Genomic DNA, 15486 nt, shown 5'->3' on the forward strand with positions numbered 1-15486 from the left:
ATGGGAGACAATCAGAGGTCAGACGGTTCCATGCCCGCATCGGACTTTCCCACGATAGCCAACCTGCGCCCGGATTTCATCTGGGGAGTCTCCACGTCAAGCTTTCAGATCGAAGGAGCAACAAGAGAAGACGGCCGAGGAGCGAGCATCTGGGACGTCTACGGTCAAAAGGGAGAGATCAAGAACCACGATACCGGTGACGTTGCGTGCGATCACTACCATCGCTACCGGGAAGATGTTGCCCTGATGAAATTGCTGGGCGTTCAGGCTTATCGGTTCTCCGTTGCCTGGCCACGCGCGTTACCGCAGGGGCGCGGGTCGGTGAACGAACCCGGTCTCATATTCTACGATCGGCTGATCGATGAGCTGCTGGCGGCCGATATTGATCCATGGCTGTGCCTGTATCACTGGGACCTGCCGCAGGCACTGGAGGATCTGGGCGGATGGATGAATCGGGACGCGGTGACATGGTTCGCCGACTACACGACGCTGATCGCAACGCGTTTGGGAGATCGCGTCAAACGTTTCGCGACATTCAACGAACCGTCAATCTTCAATCTGTTCAGCCGCTCTCTCGGCGGGCGAGACCGAACCAGCGAAGACAATCTTCATCGGGCGATACACCACGGGAATCTCGCCCATGGTGCAGCCGTGGATGTGATCCGGGAAAACGTTCCCGGCGCATCGATCGGGTGCATTCATAATTTTCAACCGTGCTGGCCCGCGAGTGCCGACGAGGCCGACGCGGCCGCTGCCGAACGACTGGGCACCTATTGGAACTGGGCTTTCCCCGACCCGCAATGCCGCGGCGAATATCCATTGCTGATGCGGCCTGCCGTCGATCCACACATCCAGCCAGGCGACATGGCGCGCATTTGTCGTCCGGTCGACTGGCTCGGACTGAATCATTACAGCCCAGTATACGTGAGAGCGCAGCCGAATTCCATGCTGGGGTTCTCGTTCGGTGAGAAGCCCGCGAGCGTTCCGCTCACCCCGATAGGATGGCCAATCAATCCGGACGCCTTTCGCGACACGCTGTTGACCGTTCATGAGAGATACGGTTTGCCAATTTACGTCCTTGAAAATGGATATGGCAACTACGACAAGCCCGACGAAACCGGAGCAGTGATCGATGCGGAGCGGATAGCGTTTCTACGTTCCTACATCGAAGCCATGAATTCCGCCGCCGCCAGCGGCGCCGATGTCAGAGGCTATTTTGTTTGGTCCCTGCTCGACAATTTCGAATGGGAGTCGGGATATAGTATTCGTTTCGGCTTGGCTTACGTCGACTATGCGTCGCTGCGGCGCACTCCCAAGACCTCGTTCCACTGGTACAGTAATCTGATCAGGGCGGCACAGCAGAGATGAAAGCCGATTCCTCGGAGAATTCCATTCACAGAGCGTTGCTTGCGGACATCGGCGGAACCTACGCGCGCTTTGCGATTCTGGACGACGGAACAGTGCGCAAGATTGCTCGAATGGCGGTCGGTGACTATCGCAGCTTTCCGGCAGCTCTCAGCGCGTATCTGGGAAACCTGCAGGAAGCGGGCTTGATCCTGGTCGCGATTCTTGGAGTTCCCGGCCCGATACGAAACGGCCGCTGTCAGTCCACCAACAATCCCTGGGTAATCGACGCCGCGGAGTTGCGCGCTGCCTACGGATTTCGCGTTGTGCGTCTACTCAATGACTTCGAAGCGGTGGGATGGTCACTGCCCCACCTGTCCGCCGACAAGCTCCTGCAGATTGGCGGGCGACAAGCCGTCAAAGGAGCGCCTCTCGCAGCACTTGGCCCCGGTACCGGCCTTGGGATGGCGGCCAATATACCGCATGGACAAAATCCTATCGTCCTTTCGAGCGAGGGCGGCCATTCGACCATGGCCGCCAGCACCGAGCGGGAGGACGCCGTCATCGCCTGTTTGCGGCAACGATTCGGGCATGTTTCGGCGGAGCGCGTGCTTTCCGGAACTGGGCTGGAGAACCTTCGCGAGGCTCTAGCGGTCCTGGACGGCATTGTCTTGCCAAAGCGCCGCGCCGCCGAGATTACCCGGGATGGAGTGGAAGGCACTTGCGCGACGAGCCGCGCTGCAATCGACATGTTTTGCGCGATGCTCGGGACTGTCGCTGGCAATGTCGCACTGACGCTCGGGGCGAGAGGCGGCGTGTATATCGCCGGCGGCATTCTTCGCCACATGCCGGGCTATCTTGGCGGTTCGCAGTTCCGCGCACGTTTTGAGGACAAAGGACGGTTTCGCGAATACCTCGAGCCTATCCCCGTCCACCTTGTTCTCGATGAAGACGTCGCATTCGTAGGTCTCCGCAAGCTGGCGGAGGTCGAAGGCATTGGCTGAAACCCGAACACGCGAGACAACTCCTCCATCGCAGGTGAGTCGCACTCCACGTAGTGCGTTGGAACAGGGGATTTCGCGAGGTCCGGGTCGATTGTTACTTGCGCCTCCATTGATGCACACACTCAGACGACAAGACGTTAGAAATCGGGGCAAGCCGGGATTTCGGTAAGCGTCCATTTCTCGCACACTTTTCCCGTAGTTCGTAGGGACTATCTGTTTTCGCTCAATTTGCAAATGAGGAGAGCGAGACGATGGACAAGAACGGAGCGTGGACCCGTCAGGGCGAGCCTTTCTGACGGGTGCACCACGAGGCGTGGAAGCGTAGCGATTTGAATCAACGGTAGTATTGCGAGGCGGAGGGGATCCCGCTCAAGGCCTTCGGCAACTGGCGGACGATCTTCACGGCCGAGCCGCAGCCGCCCGAACGCAAGCTGCTCTGGCGGCGCGGAGGCCTAAGTCCTCCCTTTAGTCCTCCGCTAAGTCCGCCCTTTAGTCCTCCCCTTAATCCGGGGGCTTATCCCTCCTCCCGTTCGGCAAGCCCAATCGTTGCGCGACCACGCGAGGGACATCGGCGCAGGTTCAGTGAGGCGGATAAGCGCCAGATTATCGATCAGGCCGCGCTAGATGGAACGAGTGCCGCTGAGGTCGCTCGCCGGTACGGTATCGATGGCCGCATTCTGCGTCGATGGAAGCAAGAGCCGGTGCCTCCGGCATTTGTCGCCGTCGAGATCACCGATGCGGAGACCGTGGCATGACAACGCTGCTTCCTCCCAACGTAAAGGTGCATCTGGCGCTGGGCTTCATCGACATGCGCAAGGGCATCGACGGCCTCTCCATGCTGGTGCAGGGCGTGCTGCAGCAGGATCCGTTCACCGGTCATCTGTTCGTGTTCCGCGGCCGCACCCGGGCTAACCTGATCAAGATCATCTATTGGGACGGCACGGGGTTCTGCCTGTTCACCAAACGGCTCGAACACGGCGTCTTTCTCTGGCCGCCGAGTGTCAAGCCCGACGAGACGCTGTCGCTGACCTCAGCGCAGCTATCACTGCTGATCGAAGGCGTCGATTGGCGTGCGCCAGAGCAACGCTGGCGACCGCAATGGCGGGCTGAAGCTGCGACTGATTGACTCGATGATGCAAGCGGATGCAGCGAGAACGGTGCGAGTCAGCTAGACTCACCTCTCATGAACATCGATCTCGCCGCACTGCCGGATGATGTGGAAACGCTGCAGCGTTTGGTGCGTGCTCTCGCGGCCGAGCGTACCAACTTGCGCGAGGCGAACGCGGAGATCAAACGGCTCAATCTCATTATCAAGATGCTCCAGCGCAGCCAGTTCGGCCGGCGCGCCGAGCGGCTCAATGACGATCAGCTGCAGTTTGGCCTTGAAGACAACACCGATCTTGCCCGCGTCGAAGCCAGCCTTCCGCTTCCCCAAGCCGCTGATACACCCAAGGCCCGAGACGAGCGACCGAGCCTGCCGGCGCACCTCACCCGCGAGCACGTCCGGCTGGATGTCGAGCATCAGGCCTGCCCCTGCTGTGGCCGCGCGCTGCACCTGATCGGCGAGACGACGAGCGAGATGCTCGACCATGTCCCGGCGCGGCTGCGGGTCGTCCGTATCTGCCGGCCGCGTTACGGCTGCAGGGCCTGCGGGACCATCCACCAGGCGCCCGCGCCAGAACGGCCGATCGCCAAGGGGCTAGCGACCCCGGCCCTGCTCGCCCACGTCCTGGTCTCCAAATACTGCGATCACCTGCCGCTCTACCGGCAAAGCCAGATTTTTGCCCGGCAGGACGTCGAGATCGACCGCTCCACCCTGGCGAACTGGGTCGGCGGAGCCTGCTGGTGGCTCGCGCCCTTGCAGAAGAGGCTCGCCGAGCACGTGTTCGCTTCGCAGAAGCTGTTTGCCGACGACACTCCGATCCCTGTGCTGGATCCGGGCCGGGGCCGTACCAAGACCGGCAGGCTGTGGGTCTACGCCCGCGACGACCGGCCCTGGAATGGGCCCGAGCCTCCGGCGACCGTCTACCTCTATAGTCCCGACCGGAAGGCCGAGCGCCCGGCCTCTCACCTGGCCGGGTTCAGCGGCATCGTACAGGTCGACGGCTATCCCGGCTTCGACCGGCTCAGCAATGGCGGCAGAATCCAGCTGGCAGGGTGTTGGGCTCACGCCAGACGCAAGTTCTATGAGGTGCAGCGAGCCACGGGCTCGCCTGTAGCGGCAGAAGCGCTGCGGCGCATCGCCGAGTTCTACGCGATCGAGAATGCCATCCGCGGCCGAGCCGCCGATGCACGACAGGGCGTCCGTCAATCCAGATCGCTGCCTCTGGTCACGGCGATGAAGGCTTGGCTTGAGCGGCAGCTCGCTCAGATCCCGCCGCGCGGCAGCCTTGCCGACGCAATCCGCTACACTCTAAGCCGGTGGAATCTTCTCTGCCGCTTCCTGGATGATGGCCGCCTTGAACTCGACACCAACACCGTTGAGCGCGCGATCCGGCCCATCACGCTCGGCCGCAAGAACCACCTGTTTGCCGGATCGGACGGCGGCGCCGATCGCTGGGCGACCGTCTGCTCCCTCATCACCAGCGCCAAGCTCAACGACGTCGAGCCCCTCGCCTACCTCCAGGACGTGCTCGAGCGAATGTCCGGCGGCCATCCCATGAGCGAACTTGACCAGCTCCTGCCGTGGAACTGGCGTCCAAAAACCCTCAACTGACACGACGTGCAAGAAATGGACGCTTACTGCAAAATTTACAGGGCGCAGTTCTTTGTACGCACAGACACCGATTTGGAATCACCTGTTCATGCCGTCAGCGGCCGAGCACCGTTATGCAAGCCACCGCCTCTTCGATGCCGTGGATGCCGCCACCGTTCTCGGCGATCGCAATCCGCGCATCGGCGACCTGCCTGGGGCCCGCTTCGCCACGCAGTTGCGAAACGAGCTCGAATATCTGGCCAAGGCCGGTCGCGCCGATCGGATGTCCTTTCGACTCGAGCCCGCCCGATGGATTGACCGGGATGCGGCCGCCGATCCGCGTCTCGCCGCGCGCGGCGATCGGGCCGCCGTCGCCGAAGGCGCAGAAGCCAAGATTCTCGACCTGGATGATTTCACCCATGGCTGTAGCATCGTGGACTTCGGCGACTGAAACATCCTCGGGGCCAACCCCAGCAATCTCGTATGCGCGCTTCGCCGCCAGGGCAGAGACGTGCTTTTCCACTTCCTCCGGCTCACGATCGGAGCCCGACTGCACAACCGAGGCCAGAACCCGAACCGCACGCCGCGCGTCCAGTCCCAGACGAGTCAGGGCGCCCCTGTTGCAAATCACTGCGGCCGCCGCGCCATCCGAAATCGGTGCGCACATTGGCAAAGTCAGCGGATAGGCGATCGGAGGCGCCGCCAGCACCTCCTCCACAGTATAGCCGTTCCTGTACTGCGATTGCGGATTGTGGATTGAATGATTGTGGTTCTTGGCGGCAATGGCCGCCAGCTGCGCTCTGGTTGTGCCGAACCGCTTCATGTGAAAGCGGCTGAAGGCGGCATAGACATCCATGAAAACACTGTAGGGCTTGTTCGACATCGTGCCGTCGGGCACGTCGACGCCCTCCCCCATCTTCGCCAACCGGGCAACCGTTTCGTCCCGCGTGCTCACATCCCATCCACTGTCGAACACCGAGAACATCAGGTCGCGGTCGCGCGAGTACATCTTCTCTGCCCCGATCGCCAGGGCCACGTCGCCTTGACCGGCCTTGACGAAGTTCACCGCCGAGTTGAAGGCCGAGCTGCCACTGGCGCAGGCGTTCTCGACATTGATCACCGGAATGCCGCCGATCCCCATGCTGCGGAGCGCGATTTCGCCCCGGATCATGTGCTGGCGCTCCATGTGCCCCTGCGAGACATTGGCGAAATAGGCCGCGTCGAGGTCGGATTTCTCGATTCCTGCGTCGCTCAGCGCCGCGTCGGTGGCCTGCCGCGTCATGGTCTTGAGGTCTGTCTCAAGCATCCGGCCGAACGGCGTCATGCCGACGCCTATGATGAAGATTTCTTGCATGGTAATCACTCCCCCGCAGCCAAGCCAAACAGCCAGCAACCATCCGCCGGTCGTCCCAAAATTGCGCAAGAATGCGCGAACGCCCTACGCGGTCAGAAACCGTCTCACACACTCGCGGCACTGTACGCCGATCAGCACAAAAGGACCATCCATGCCCGCCCCGATCCGCCTTCCAAGCTTCCGTCTCGACGATCGCGTGGCGCTGGTCACCGGATCCGGCGCCGGGATAGGTGCCGGGATCGCAACCGGTTTGGCCGAAGCGGGCGCAGACCTGGTCCTCGTGGGCCGCAGCCATGGCCCGCTCGAAGCCACCGCCCGGCAGGTAGAAAGTCTCGGCCGCAAAGCAACCATCGTAGTCTGCGATTTGACCGATCGAACGGGGCTGCGACGCCACATTGCGAACCTGCAGCGCCTCGATATTCTGGTCAACAATGCCGGCACGAGTATTCCGGAACCGATCCTGGACGTTACCGATGCCAGCCTCGATACGACGGTCGGCCTCAACGTCACGGCGCTGTTCATCGCCTCCCAGGCGGCCGTCCGGAAAATGCTGGAAACTCCTGACCGCAAGCAGCGCGGTGGCGCGATTGTCAATATTTCATCCCAGATGGGCCATGTCGGAGCCGCCAATCGCACTGTCTATTGTATGACCAAGCACGCCGTAGAAGGCCTGACCAAGGCCATGGCGATCGAGCTTGCGCCACATCGGATCAGGGTCAACAGCGTTGGCCCAACGCTTGTTGATACGCCGCTTGCCCGCCGCATCGTGGATACGCCGGAGAAACGCGCCTATTTCGAATCCCGCATCCCGCTCGGTACATTGGCCAGCATCGAGGATATTGTGGCGGCGACCGTCTATCTCGCATCACCAGCGGCGGCGATGGTGACGGGCGCGCATCTTCTGGTCGACGGCGGCTGGACCGCGCAGTAGCTCAACGGTCGCCTTAATTCATATAGTGCCGGAACACGTCTGCATCGTTGCGAAGGTCGGCTGCTGGTGCGTGATGAACGATTGCGCCGTTCTTGAGAACATAGGCACGGTCGGCGATTTGCAGCGCGCTCGTCTTCTGCTCGACCATCAGAACCGCCATACCGGTTCTCGCGAGCTCGCCGAGAGCCGCGAGAATTCGCTGCAAAGCCTGGGGTGCGAGGCCCAACGATGGCTCGTCAAGCATCAGCAATTTGGGTCCCATCATCAGGCCCCGCGACACGGCCAGCATCTGCTGCTCGCCGCCGGAGAGGGAGCCGCCGAGAATATGGCGTCTCATCTTCAGGACGGGAAACCGCTCATACTCCGCATCCATGCGGCGTGCGATTTCGTCCCGGCCAAGCCCTGATAGATTCTCGGCCCCGATCGCAAGGTTCTCCTCCACAGTGAGGGCTGGAATGATCTGCCGCCCCTGCGGCACATGAACGAGACCGGAACGCGCCAGTTCGTGCGCCGTCGCACCCTTGTTTGTCCTGCCATCGAATTTGATGCTGCCGCCGCGCACCTCGACCAGTCCTGAAATGGTTCGCAGCAACGTCGTCTTGCCCGCACCGTTAGCACCGAGCACGACCACGAGCTCGCCCGGCGTGACGGCCAGGTCGATGTCGTGCAGGATATCGATACTTCCGATGCCAGAGCAGACCTTTTCGAGCCGGATCATTGGGCCGCCTGCGCAGGTGTGCCGACCGCCTCGGCTGCGGTTCCGAGGTAGGCTGCGATGACCCGCGGATCCCGCTGCACTTCGGCCGGCGTGCCTTCGGCGATCTTCTCGCCATAATCAAGCACACTGACCCGGTCGGACAGCCGCATGACGAACTCCATGTTGTGCTCCACCAGAAGGATGGTGGTGCCGCTGTTTCGAATCGTGCCAATCACCTGGGCGATCTCGTGCGCCTCCGCATCGTTGAGACCGGCGATTGGCTCGTCGAGCAGCATCAAGACGGGATCTTCGGCCATCGCCCGCGCGAGCTCGGCAAGTTTGCGATGGCCGTACGGCAAGTCAGCCGGTCGCGCTTCGGACAGGTGACCGAGGTTGAAGGCCGCAAGCAGCTGGTAGGCGCGGCGGCGCTCCACGGCGTCGAATTGTGGGGAAACGAGCCACGCGAGAAAATCGCGCGGCCAGGAGCGCTGCGAGCGCACGCCCAGCATGACGTTCTCAATCACCGTCAAACTCGGCACCAGCTGAAGGTTCTGGAACGTTCTCGACATCCCGAGCCGGGCGCGGACGTGCGCGGGCTCGTCTGTCACGTCGCGACCGCCGAGCTTCACGCAGCCACGGTCGGCCGAATAGAGACCCGACACGCAGTTGATCAGTGTCGACTTGCCGGCGCCGTTGGGTCCGATCAATGCATGCACGGTTCCAGGCATGACGCTGATGCTGATATCGCGCAGCGCCTTTACACCGGAGTAGCTTTTGGACAGGCCCTCGATCTCCAGCACCGCTCCGCCGCCGCTCCGGGCTGGCGGTACTGGTGTCGCTTCCGGCAGAAGAAAGTCGGAGCCCGGGATATCCTGACGTGCGGTTGACCGTCGCGCTCCAAGGCCGACCATGGCACCTATCCGCCGCATGATCCCGATCGCCCCTTCCGGCACGAGCAGCAGCACCACCAGCAAGATCGAGCCGTAGATCAGCAGCGAAATATCGTAGAGCGAGGCGATGAACTCGGCGATCGCCAATGTGATTATAGTGCCGATCAATGGTCCATAGGAGGTGCCGAGACCCCCTATCACGGTTGCGACCAGCAAGCTGAGCGTCAAATTTAGTGTGAACGCATCGCTGTTGATATAGGCGTTCTGGTGCGTGAAGAAGACGCCGGCGATGCCAGCCGCGACGGCACTCAGCGCGAACACCGCCGTCCGCCAAACCGGTACGTTGAAGCCGGCGGTTCGGGCCGCGCTCTCGTTTTCCTTGATCGCCAGCAGCACGCGGTAGTAGCGCGACGAGAACACGTAGTCGCTGAGGATCTGTACCATGAGATACACCGCCCCCGCGATCCACATGAAATAGACGCCGCCCAACTTACGCGAACCAAGATCCAGGCTCGGAATGCCGAGCACACCCATCGTTCCGCCGGTGAGATCCGTCCAACGCTGCACAGTGATCTCGACAATAAAGCCGAATGCCAGCGTCGCCATTGTCAGATAGATGCCGCGCGTCCGCAGCGCCACGAGCCCCACAGCTACGCCGAGGAGGCCGGCAATAGCCACGCCGGCAAGCATGGAGTAGCCGAGCGGCCAGCCCAACCTGGCCGACAACAGGGCCGATCCATAGGCTCCGGCGGCATAGAACCCGGCTTGGCCGAGCGACATCTGTCCGGACAGCCCGAGCAGGATGTTCAGCCCGATGACGGCGACCGCCGTGTAGCAGAGCGTCTGCGCCAAATGAATGTAGAACTTGTTGCTGACGACCAGTGGAAACACCATGATGACGACGGCTGCCAGCAGAAACAGCGCCAGCCTGAGAAGCGGACGGCGATAAGGTAGCGGTGCCGGTTCAGCGGACATCTGCCTTCGCCTCTCCAAACAGGCCACTGGGCTTCACAACCAGCAGTGCTAGAACGACCAGCAGTGGGTAGAGATCGCCGAATGCCGAGTTGAAATAGTTCGAGAAGCTTTCTGCCATTCCGAAGATGATCGCTCCAGCCAACACGCCGAGCGGATTGGCAAAGCCGCCGAGCGAAGCGACCGCGAGTGCTTTCACCGTGAAGACCAGCCCCATATGTGGCTGCACAGTGACGATCGGCCCAACGAGTATGCCTGAAATCGCGGCCAGCACAGAGGCGATCACGAAGACGAGCACGGTAGTGCGGGTGACGTCGATTCCAAGCAGTGCCGCCGTTTCGCGGTTGAACGCGATGGCGCGAATGGCCCGCCCATGGGTCGTAAGGAACAGGAAAACATAGAACAGGCCGACCACGAGAAACGCAGCGGCGATCACCAGCAACTCCTCCACAAAAACGCCAACACCCATGATCTTGATCACATTGTCGCGGGAGGCGGAGAATAGCGGCGGCGAGTACTGCGAGGACTTGCCCCACACCAGCGTCGCCACGTTCTGCATGATCAGCGCGACGCCCATGGTCGTCAGCACCCAGGAATACTGCCCCCCGACCAGCGATTTCAGCCGGTCGAGTGGCCGCAGTGCGATGCGCTCCAGTCCCCAGCCCATGAGCGCCAGCACGGCGATCACTAGGACGGCAACCAAGATCACCGGCACGCCCACCAAGAGCAAAGTCATGCTCAGATAGGCGGCAATCATCAGGAACTCGCCCTGCCCGAAGTTCATCCGGGTGGTAGCCAAGTGCGCAATGAACAGACCTTTGGCAGTGAGGGCGTACAGCGCACCCATCGTCAAGCCGCTCAGGAAGAGCTGAATGAAATTCGCGGTCGACATCGATGCTCCACGCTGCGAGAGGTCAGCGACGCCTCAATCAGTACTTCAGGCGAACGACGGCCCCGTCCTTCCAAACTCCGAGAAAGACGTGCTCCCGGTCGAGACACTCGTGATCCTTGGGTCCATATGGCTTGGCCGGCGTCGCCGAGATCGCTTTGATGCCATCAACCGCCTCCAGCGCATCGCGTACCGCTTCCGCCTCCATGGACTTGGCCGTGTCGAGCGCCTTGAGCGCGACTTGCGCCGCATCGAATCCCAAGGCCGCCACAACCGGCCAGCGAAACTCCTTGCCGTACTCCTTCTCCATGCGCGCGACGAAAGCCTTCGGGGCATCGAGTGACAGATCGAGGGCCTGACCCATGACCGTTCCCTCGATCTCCTTCGCGCCCACGATGTCGCGTACTTTCAGCGACGATAAACCCCAATTGCCGGCAATCGTCGGCTTGTAATCGATCTTCGACATCGGCCGGAACACCAGTTCGAACGACTCATGGAAGTTGAGCACAAGCTCGGCGCCAGATTCCTTCATCTTCAACATCTGCGGCGTCAGGTCCGAAACGTTCGGCGCCACAGCTTCCACTGCTACGAGGTTGGCTCCCCGCGCCTTGATGCCATCCGCGATCTCCTTTGCTGCGAAATTTCCGTAGCCCGTGGTCGAATGGACCAGACCTATCTTCTTGAATGTCTTCACGCCCCAATCGAGCATGCCTTCAATCTGATACTTCTCGACCATCGAGCAGCGGAAGATGAAGCTCGGTTTCTCATCGATAAACTGGGATGTGATGTTGGAGGCGATCGCAGGGCCTGCAATCAACGGCACGCCGGCCTTCTGAACAATCGGCGCGAACGCAAGGACGTTGCCGCTCGACACGGTGCCCATAATGAGCGGAACCTTGTCGCTCTGCAGCAGCCGCTGGACCAGCGAAACGGCTTTCTGCGGATTGGCTTCGTCGTCGTAAATGACAAACTCGACCTTGTGCTTGCCGGCTGCAGAGTAATCCTTAAGTGCGAGCTTCATGCCCTGCAGATAGCTTTCGCCGAAGTCGACGATGGCCGGCGGCCCACTCAGGCCCATGACTACCCCGATCTTCACGTCGGCGGCGAAGCTCGCACCCCCGAGCGCGGCGGATGAGAGAATCACACCTAATAAAGTCACGCCAATTTTTTTCATCTGCTTGTTCCTCCCGGGTTGACTTGTTTTTGTGGCATCATTGGAATTACAGCATTACTTGAGCATTACTTGGCCTTGAAATTGGCGTCGCGCCGCTCGCGAAACGATTGCGTTCCCTCCGCCAGATCCTCCGACCGGCCGAGATCATAAAACGACCGTACCTCCGCCTTCAGAGCGTCGGCGAACGGCATCCCGACCATCCTTCGCATCGTCGCTTTGGCAAAGCGATGCGCCAACGGCGCCCGCCGTGCCAGCATCTGGGCATAGTCGAGCGCCTTCGCCAGCAGTTCGGCCTGCGGCCAGACCCGGTTGACGAGGCCGATTCGATGCGCGGACGCAGCATCGATCCTTTCACCGGAAAGGATCATCTCCATCGCGTTGCCAAGGCCGATAATCATCGGCAGCCGCACCAGGCCGCCATCGCAGGCGTGAAAGCCCCACTTCGAATCCTGCAACGCGAATTCAGCGTTGTCGGAGCAAAAGCGGAGATCACAAGCGAGTGCGATCTCCAATCCGCCGGAGATTGCGAAGCCGTTAACGGCGGCGATCAGCGGCTTGTCGATCTCCATGCCCCGCGTGATCCCGCCGAGGCCGACGCCGTCGACCCATTTGCGACGGAATTCGTGCGGCGGCAGGGTTGCGAATGACATCGTATATGTTTTGAGGTCGGCGCCGGCACAGAACGCCTTGTCTCCCGCGCCGGTAATAACGCCGACCCGGGCCGAGTCGTCGGCATCGAATTCACGCCAGACATCGACCAGCGCCTCGTGCGCTCCGAAATCGAGCGAATTCATTTTTTGGGCGCGGTCGATTGTGACCAACCATACCGCCCCCTGCCTGTCGACGCGAATGTCAGCCATCGGGCTACTCCCTGGTCCGATTGGCTGCGAGTTGCGCCCGCAGCTCCGTTTTCAGAATCTTGCCATAACTGCTCTTCGGCAGCGAATCGATACGATGGTAACTCTTCGGCCGCTTATAACGCGCAACATTGTCCAGGCAGAGCTGATCGAGTTCATTGTCGCCCACTTCCTGTCCGGGCCGCAGCGTCACAAAAGCCGTCACAGCCTCGCCCCACTCGGGGTCCGGCACGCCGATCACTGCGCATTCGAGGATAGCCGGATGCTTGAGCAACACCTCCTCAAGTTCGCGAGGATAGATGTTTGAGCCGCCCGAAATGATCATGTCTTTGGAACGATCCTTGAGCGTCAGGAAGCCCTCGGCATCCATTGACCCGAGGTCACCGGTCCACAGCCAACCGTCGCGCAGCGACTTGGCGTTGGCTTCGGCATTGTCCCAGTAGCCCTGCATCACGCAGTCCGACCTTGTAATCACCTCCCCTATCTCCTCAACGGCCGCCGGTTGGCCGTTCTCGTCAACGACCCTGACCTCCACGCCGGTCCGAGCGAACCCACAGCTTGCGATAAGCGCTTCGCGGCGGGGGTGACGGCTCTGGCCGAGCAGATGTTTCGGCAAGCTGGTGATCGTCATGGGGGACTCGCCCTGTCCGTAGATCTGCGTCAGGCGTGGGCCAAATAGTTCCAGAGCCTGCTTCAGATCAGACGCATACATCGGTGCGCCGCCAAAATAGAGTGTCTTGAGGTTTTTGATCGCAGCCGTGCCGGCGCGGTCGTGATTGACCAGCCGGCTGACCATGGTCGGCGCGCCGAACAGGGTTACATTCTGATGCCGCGCCAGCAGGTCGTAAATCTGGTCCGGATCGAAGGAACCTGCCAGAACGATCTGATGCGATCCCCTGGCCAAGTGCGGGATGGCATACAGACCAGAGGCATGCGACAGCGGCGCAGCATGAATCTTAACGTCACGCTCGTCGATCTGGTCGATATCGGCGTAGTAACAATGGCTCATGAACAACAGGTTGCGGTGCGACAGAACCGCTCCCTTGGGCCGCCCGGTGGTGCCGCTAGTGTAGAACAGCCAGGCTTCATCCTCAGGCGCGCTCGACACCGTCGTGACCGGCTCATTCACCAGGAGCCGCTCCAGGTCTGGCGTTCCCGCCACCACGATCCGGGGAAGGCCACCACGGCTTTCACTACCCAAGCGCTCCGCGACGTCAGACGTCGCGAAACAGAGCTTGCAACCAGAGTTGCAAAGGATGAACGCCATCTCCTTGGCGTGCAATTTCGCGTTCATCGGCACGGCCACCAGGCCTGCGCGCCAGATGCCGTAGAGGATCATCAGGTAGTCGGCGCAATTTTCCATTGCGAGCCCGACGCGGTTTCCGGGCGTCAGATTCAGTCGCGACCTCAGACCGGCGGCTAGTTTCCCGACGCGGTCCTCAAGAACGCCATAGGATTGCCTCGTCTCCCCCGCCGTAATCGCGGGCTGGTTGGGAAGCCGGATGGCCGCTGTTCGTAGCGACATGGACAGGTTCATGGACGCCCCCCTTTGCAAACATGACTCCAGCACATCTTGATTCGGTTTTCGACAGGGAAACCATAGTCCGTGCCAAGTGCCAGAAGGACGCGCGCGAGGATAGAACCGAAAGCGACTTCGCAACTGCAGCAAAAATGTGGGCTACGCGACCTGAAATCTTGGGCGATATCCAGAGCGGAAATCGTCAGCTCCTCGACCGGCGCGTAGATGTTCCGCTTCTGCAGCGCCAGCTATCGCTCCTGAGCACATCAAGCCAGGTTAGAGCCTCAACGGTCGAAGCGCTTCACAGCCGGGCCTCACTCATCAAGCTACAACAGATGTCCCGTGCCGCTGTCGAGGCAGCTAACGGCAAACTCCTTTCATCGGTTAAATCAACAACGGGCCAACAGCGGGACGCGGTTATTTTGCTCATCTCTGTGCACATCGGCACACGCCGCCTTCCAACCGAATGAGAAACCTAAACTTTCGTTCCACTCCATGAAGGAGCGATGGAAAGCGGCAGCCTAACAAAGTCATCTGATGATCTAATTAATCTTTTCTGTCGCAAGTCGATCCCATAAGGGATAGGAGGACCAACCGGCAAATCGGGCGCGCCGGCGATGTCGGCCGAGCCGTCCGCTGTCTTCCTGGAGGCGGCGACCGCTTTCGACGGCTTAGGACGCTATATAGAACGTCGGTTTCGCGCCAAATGCAGCCATCCCTAAAGAAAGCCAAATGCTCTCTGGTATCAAGACCTGGTCGAACACCCTAAAACGAGACGGTCACGCGATCTATCTCGCGTCCCGCGACCCGCGCGTGCCGTGGTACGCGAAGGCGCTCGCCATTGTCGTTGCCGGGTATGCGCTTTCGCCGATCGACCTGATTCCAGACTTCATCCCGATCGTCGGCTATCTAGACGAGTTAATCCTCCTTCCCTTGGGCATCTGGCTCGTGGTCGCGCTCATTCCTGCCGAAACTATGGATGAGTATCGCGCTAGGGCGGATGAGGCCGGGCGGCGTCCAACCAGTCGAGCCGGAATGGTGGCAATCATCCTGTTGTGGATTGCAGGCGCATTGACGCTGGGAGGGATCGGCTATGCCTGTTGGAGCCGGCCTTGAAATGGCTCGCTTTCGTGAGCGGCACGATGCTCCCTGGCGGTACC

General features: G+C 61.0%; 15 protein-coding genes. 8 read left to right on the forward strand and 7 right to left on the reverse strand.

Annotation, left to right across the window (positions count from 1 at the left end):
• The first annotated feature begins 30 nt into the window (after window positions 1-30).
• The 5 genes from Q0D31_RS05305 to Q0D31_RS05320 all read left to right on the forward strand — a co-directional run bounded on the left by Q0D31_RS05305 (window position 31) and on the right by Q0D31_RS05320 (window position 5064).
• Window positions 31-1368 (forward strand): GH1 family beta-glucosidase, encoded by a 1338-nt coding sequence (locus Q0D31_RS05305; protein ID WP_291846114.1) that lies wholly within the window; start codon window positions 31-33, stop codon window positions 1366-1368.
• Window positions 1365-2348, forward strand: coding sequence for a glucokinase (glk, locus tag Q0D31_RS05310; RefSeq protein WP_291846117.1), 984 nt, complete (start codon window positions 1365-1367; stop codon window positions 2346-2348). The genes Q0D31_RS05305 and glk overlap by 4 nt, the downstream gene beginning before the upstream one ends.
• A 542-nt stretch (window positions 2349-2890) precedes the next feature.
• Window positions 2891-3103, forward strand: coding sequence for a transposase (locus Q0D31_RS23970; RefSeq protein ID WP_366518502.1), 213 nt, complete (start codon window positions 2891-2893; stop codon window positions 3101-3103).
• Entirely contained in the window at window positions 3100-3474 is a 375-nt protein-coding gene (gene tnpB / locus Q0D31_RS05315; RefSeq protein ID WP_291846119.1) for an IS66 family insertion sequence element accessory protein TnpB, read from the forward strand. The genes Q0D31_RS23970 and tnpB overlap by 4 nt, the downstream gene beginning before the upstream one ends.
• A gap of 57 nt (window positions 3475-3531) precedes the next feature.
• Window positions 3532-5064: an IS66 family transposase gene (locus Q0D31_RS05320; protein ID WP_291846121.1), complete on the forward strand. Its 1533-nt coding sequence runs from the start codon at window positions 3532-3534 to the stop codon at window positions 5062-5064.
• A 94-nt stretch (window positions 5065-5158) separates the two neighbouring features.
• Here the strand turns inward: Q0D31_RS05320 and Q0D31_RS05325 are convergent, their stop codons facing one another.
• Window positions 5159-6397 (reverse strand): thiolase family protein, encoded by a 1239-nt coding sequence (locus Q0D31_RS05325; RefSeq protein ID WP_291846123.1) that lies wholly within the window; start codon window positions 6395-6397, stop codon window positions 5159-5161.
• Between the two features lie 151 nt (window positions 6398-6548).
• Between Q0D31_RS05325 and Q0D31_RS05330 the strand changes: the two genes are divergently transcribed.
• Window positions 6549-7328 carry an SDR family oxidoreductase gene (locus tag Q0D31_RS05330; protein ID WP_291846125.1) on the forward strand — a complete coding sequence of 260 codons (780 nt, stop codon included), beginning with the start codon at window positions 6549-6551 and terminating at the stop codon, window positions 7326-7328.
• A gap of 13 nt (window positions 7329-7341) precedes the next feature.
• On the opposite strand, the gene Q0D31_RS05335 is transcribed toward Q0D31_RS05330, so the two are convergent.
• The 6 genes from Q0D31_RS05335 to Q0D31_RS05360 all read right to left on the reverse strand — a co-directional run bounded on the left by Q0D31_RS05335 (window position 7342) and on the right by Q0D31_RS05360 (window position 14344).
• On the reverse strand, window positions 7342-8046 hold the full coding sequence (locus Q0D31_RS05335; protein WP_291846128.1) for an ABC transporter ATP-binding protein: 705 nt from the start codon (window positions 8044-8046) through the stop codon (window positions 7342-7344).
• The gene (locus Q0D31_RS05340) at window positions 8043-9890 is read right to left on the reverse strand and encodes a branched-chain amino acid ABC transporter ATP-binding protein/permease (RefSeq protein ID WP_291846133.1); all 1848 of its coding nucleotides are present in this window, start codon (window positions 9888-9890) and stop codon (window positions 8043-8045) included. Before Q0D31_RS05340 ends, Q0D31_RS05335 begins: the two co-directional genes overlap by 4 nt.
• Window positions 9880-10779, reverse strand: a complete 900-nt coding sequence (locus tag Q0D31_RS05345) for a branched-chain amino acid ABC transporter permease (protein ID WP_291846135.1) — start codon at window positions 10777-10779, stop codon at window positions 9880-9882. Before Q0D31_RS05345 ends, Q0D31_RS05340 begins: the two co-directional genes overlap by 11 nt.
• A gap of 37 nt (window positions 10780-10816) precedes the next feature.
• Entirely contained in the window at window positions 10817-11950 is a 1134-nt protein-coding gene (locus Q0D31_RS05350; RefSeq protein WP_291846137.1) for an ABC transporter substrate-binding protein, read from the reverse strand.
• 65 nt (window positions 11951-12015) lie between these two features.
• Window positions 12016-12810, reverse strand: coding sequence for an enoyl-CoA hydratase-related protein (locus Q0D31_RS05355; protein ID WP_291846140.1), 795 nt, complete (start codon window positions 12808-12810; stop codon window positions 12016-12018).
• Between the two features lie 4 nt (window positions 12811-12814).
• Entirely contained in the window at window positions 12815-14344 is a 1530-nt protein-coding gene (locus Q0D31_RS05360; protein WP_291846142.1) for an AMP-binding protein, read from the reverse strand.
• A gap of 20 nt (window positions 14345-14364) precedes the next feature.
• On the opposite strand from Q0D31_RS05360, the gene Q0D31_RS05365 reads away from it, so the two are divergent.
• Window positions 14365-14796: a hypothetical protein gene (locus tag Q0D31_RS05365; RefSeq protein ID WP_291846145.1), complete on the forward strand. Its 432-nt coding sequence runs from the start codon at window positions 14365-14367 to the stop codon at window positions 14794-14796.
• 262 nt (window positions 14797-15058) lie between these two features.
• Complete coding sequence (locus Q0D31_RS05370; RefSeq protein WP_291846147.1) at window positions 15059-15442, forward strand: YkvA family protein; 384 nt, start codon at window positions 15059-15061, stop codon at window positions 15440-15442.
• Window positions 15443-15486: the final 44 nt, after the last annotated feature.

Origin of the sequence: Bradyrhizobium sp., assembly GCF_022844465.1 — a bacterium.
GTDB lineage: Bacteria > Pseudomonadota > Alphaproteobacteria > Rhizobiales > Xanthobacteraceae > Bradyrhizobium.

Bases quoted from the DNA above. Each gene is read 5' to 3' on its own strand.
- Q0D31_RS05305 (WP_291846114.1), top strand. From the start codon at position 31: ATGCCCGCATCGGACTTTCCCACGATAGCCAACCTGCGCCCGGATTTC.
- glk (WP_291846117.1), top strand. From the start codon at position 1,365: ATGAAAGCCGATTCCTCGGAGAATTCCATTCACAGAGCGTTGCTTGCG.
- tnpB (WP_291846119.1), top strand. From the start codon at position 3,100: ATGACAACGCTGCTTCCTCCCAACGTAAAGGTGCATCTGGCGCTGGGC.
- Q0D31_RS05320 (WP_291846121.1), top strand. From the start codon at position 3,532: ATGAACATCGATCTCGCCGCACTGCCGGATGATGTGGAAACGCTGCAG.
- Q0D31_RS05325 (WP_291846123.1), bottom strand. From the start codon at position 6,397: ATGCAAGAAATCTTCATCATAGGCGTCGGCATGACGCCGTTCGGCCGG.
- Q0D31_RS05330 (WP_291846125.1), top strand. From the start codon at position 6,549: ATGCCCGCCCCGATCCGCCTTCCAAGCTTCCGTCTCGACGATCGCGTG.
- Q0D31_RS05335 (WP_291846128.1), bottom strand. From the start codon at position 8,046: ATGATCCGGCTCGAAAAGGTCTGCTCTGGCATCGGAAGTATCGATATC.
- Q0D31_RS05340 (WP_291846133.1), bottom strand. From the start codon at position 9,890: ATGTCCGCTGAACCGGCACCGCTACCTTATCGCCGTCCGCTTCTCAGG.
- Q0D31_RS05345 (WP_291846135.1), bottom strand. From the start codon at position 10,779: ATGTCGACCGCGAATTTCATTCAGCTCTTCCTGAGCGGCTTGACGATG.
- Q0D31_RS05350 (WP_291846137.1), bottom strand. From the start codon at position 11,950: ATGAAAAAAATTGGCGTGACTTTATTAGGTGTGATTCTCTCATCCGCC.
- Q0D31_RS05355 (WP_291846140.1), bottom strand. From the start codon at position 12,810: ATGGCTGACATTCGCGTCGACAGGCAGGGGGCGGTATGGTTGGTCACA.
- Q0D31_RS05360 (WP_291846142.1), bottom strand. From the start codon at position 14,344: ATGAACCTGTCCATGTCGCTACGAACAGCGGCCATCCGGCTTCCCAAC.
- Q0D31_RS05365 (WP_291846145.1), top strand. From the start codon at position 14,365: ATGACTCCAGCACATCTTGATTCGGTTTTCGACAGGGAAACCATAGTC.
- Q0D31_RS05370 (WP_291846147.1), top strand. From the start codon at position 15,059: ATGCTCTCTGGTATCAAGACCTGGTCGAACACCCTAAAACGAGACGGT.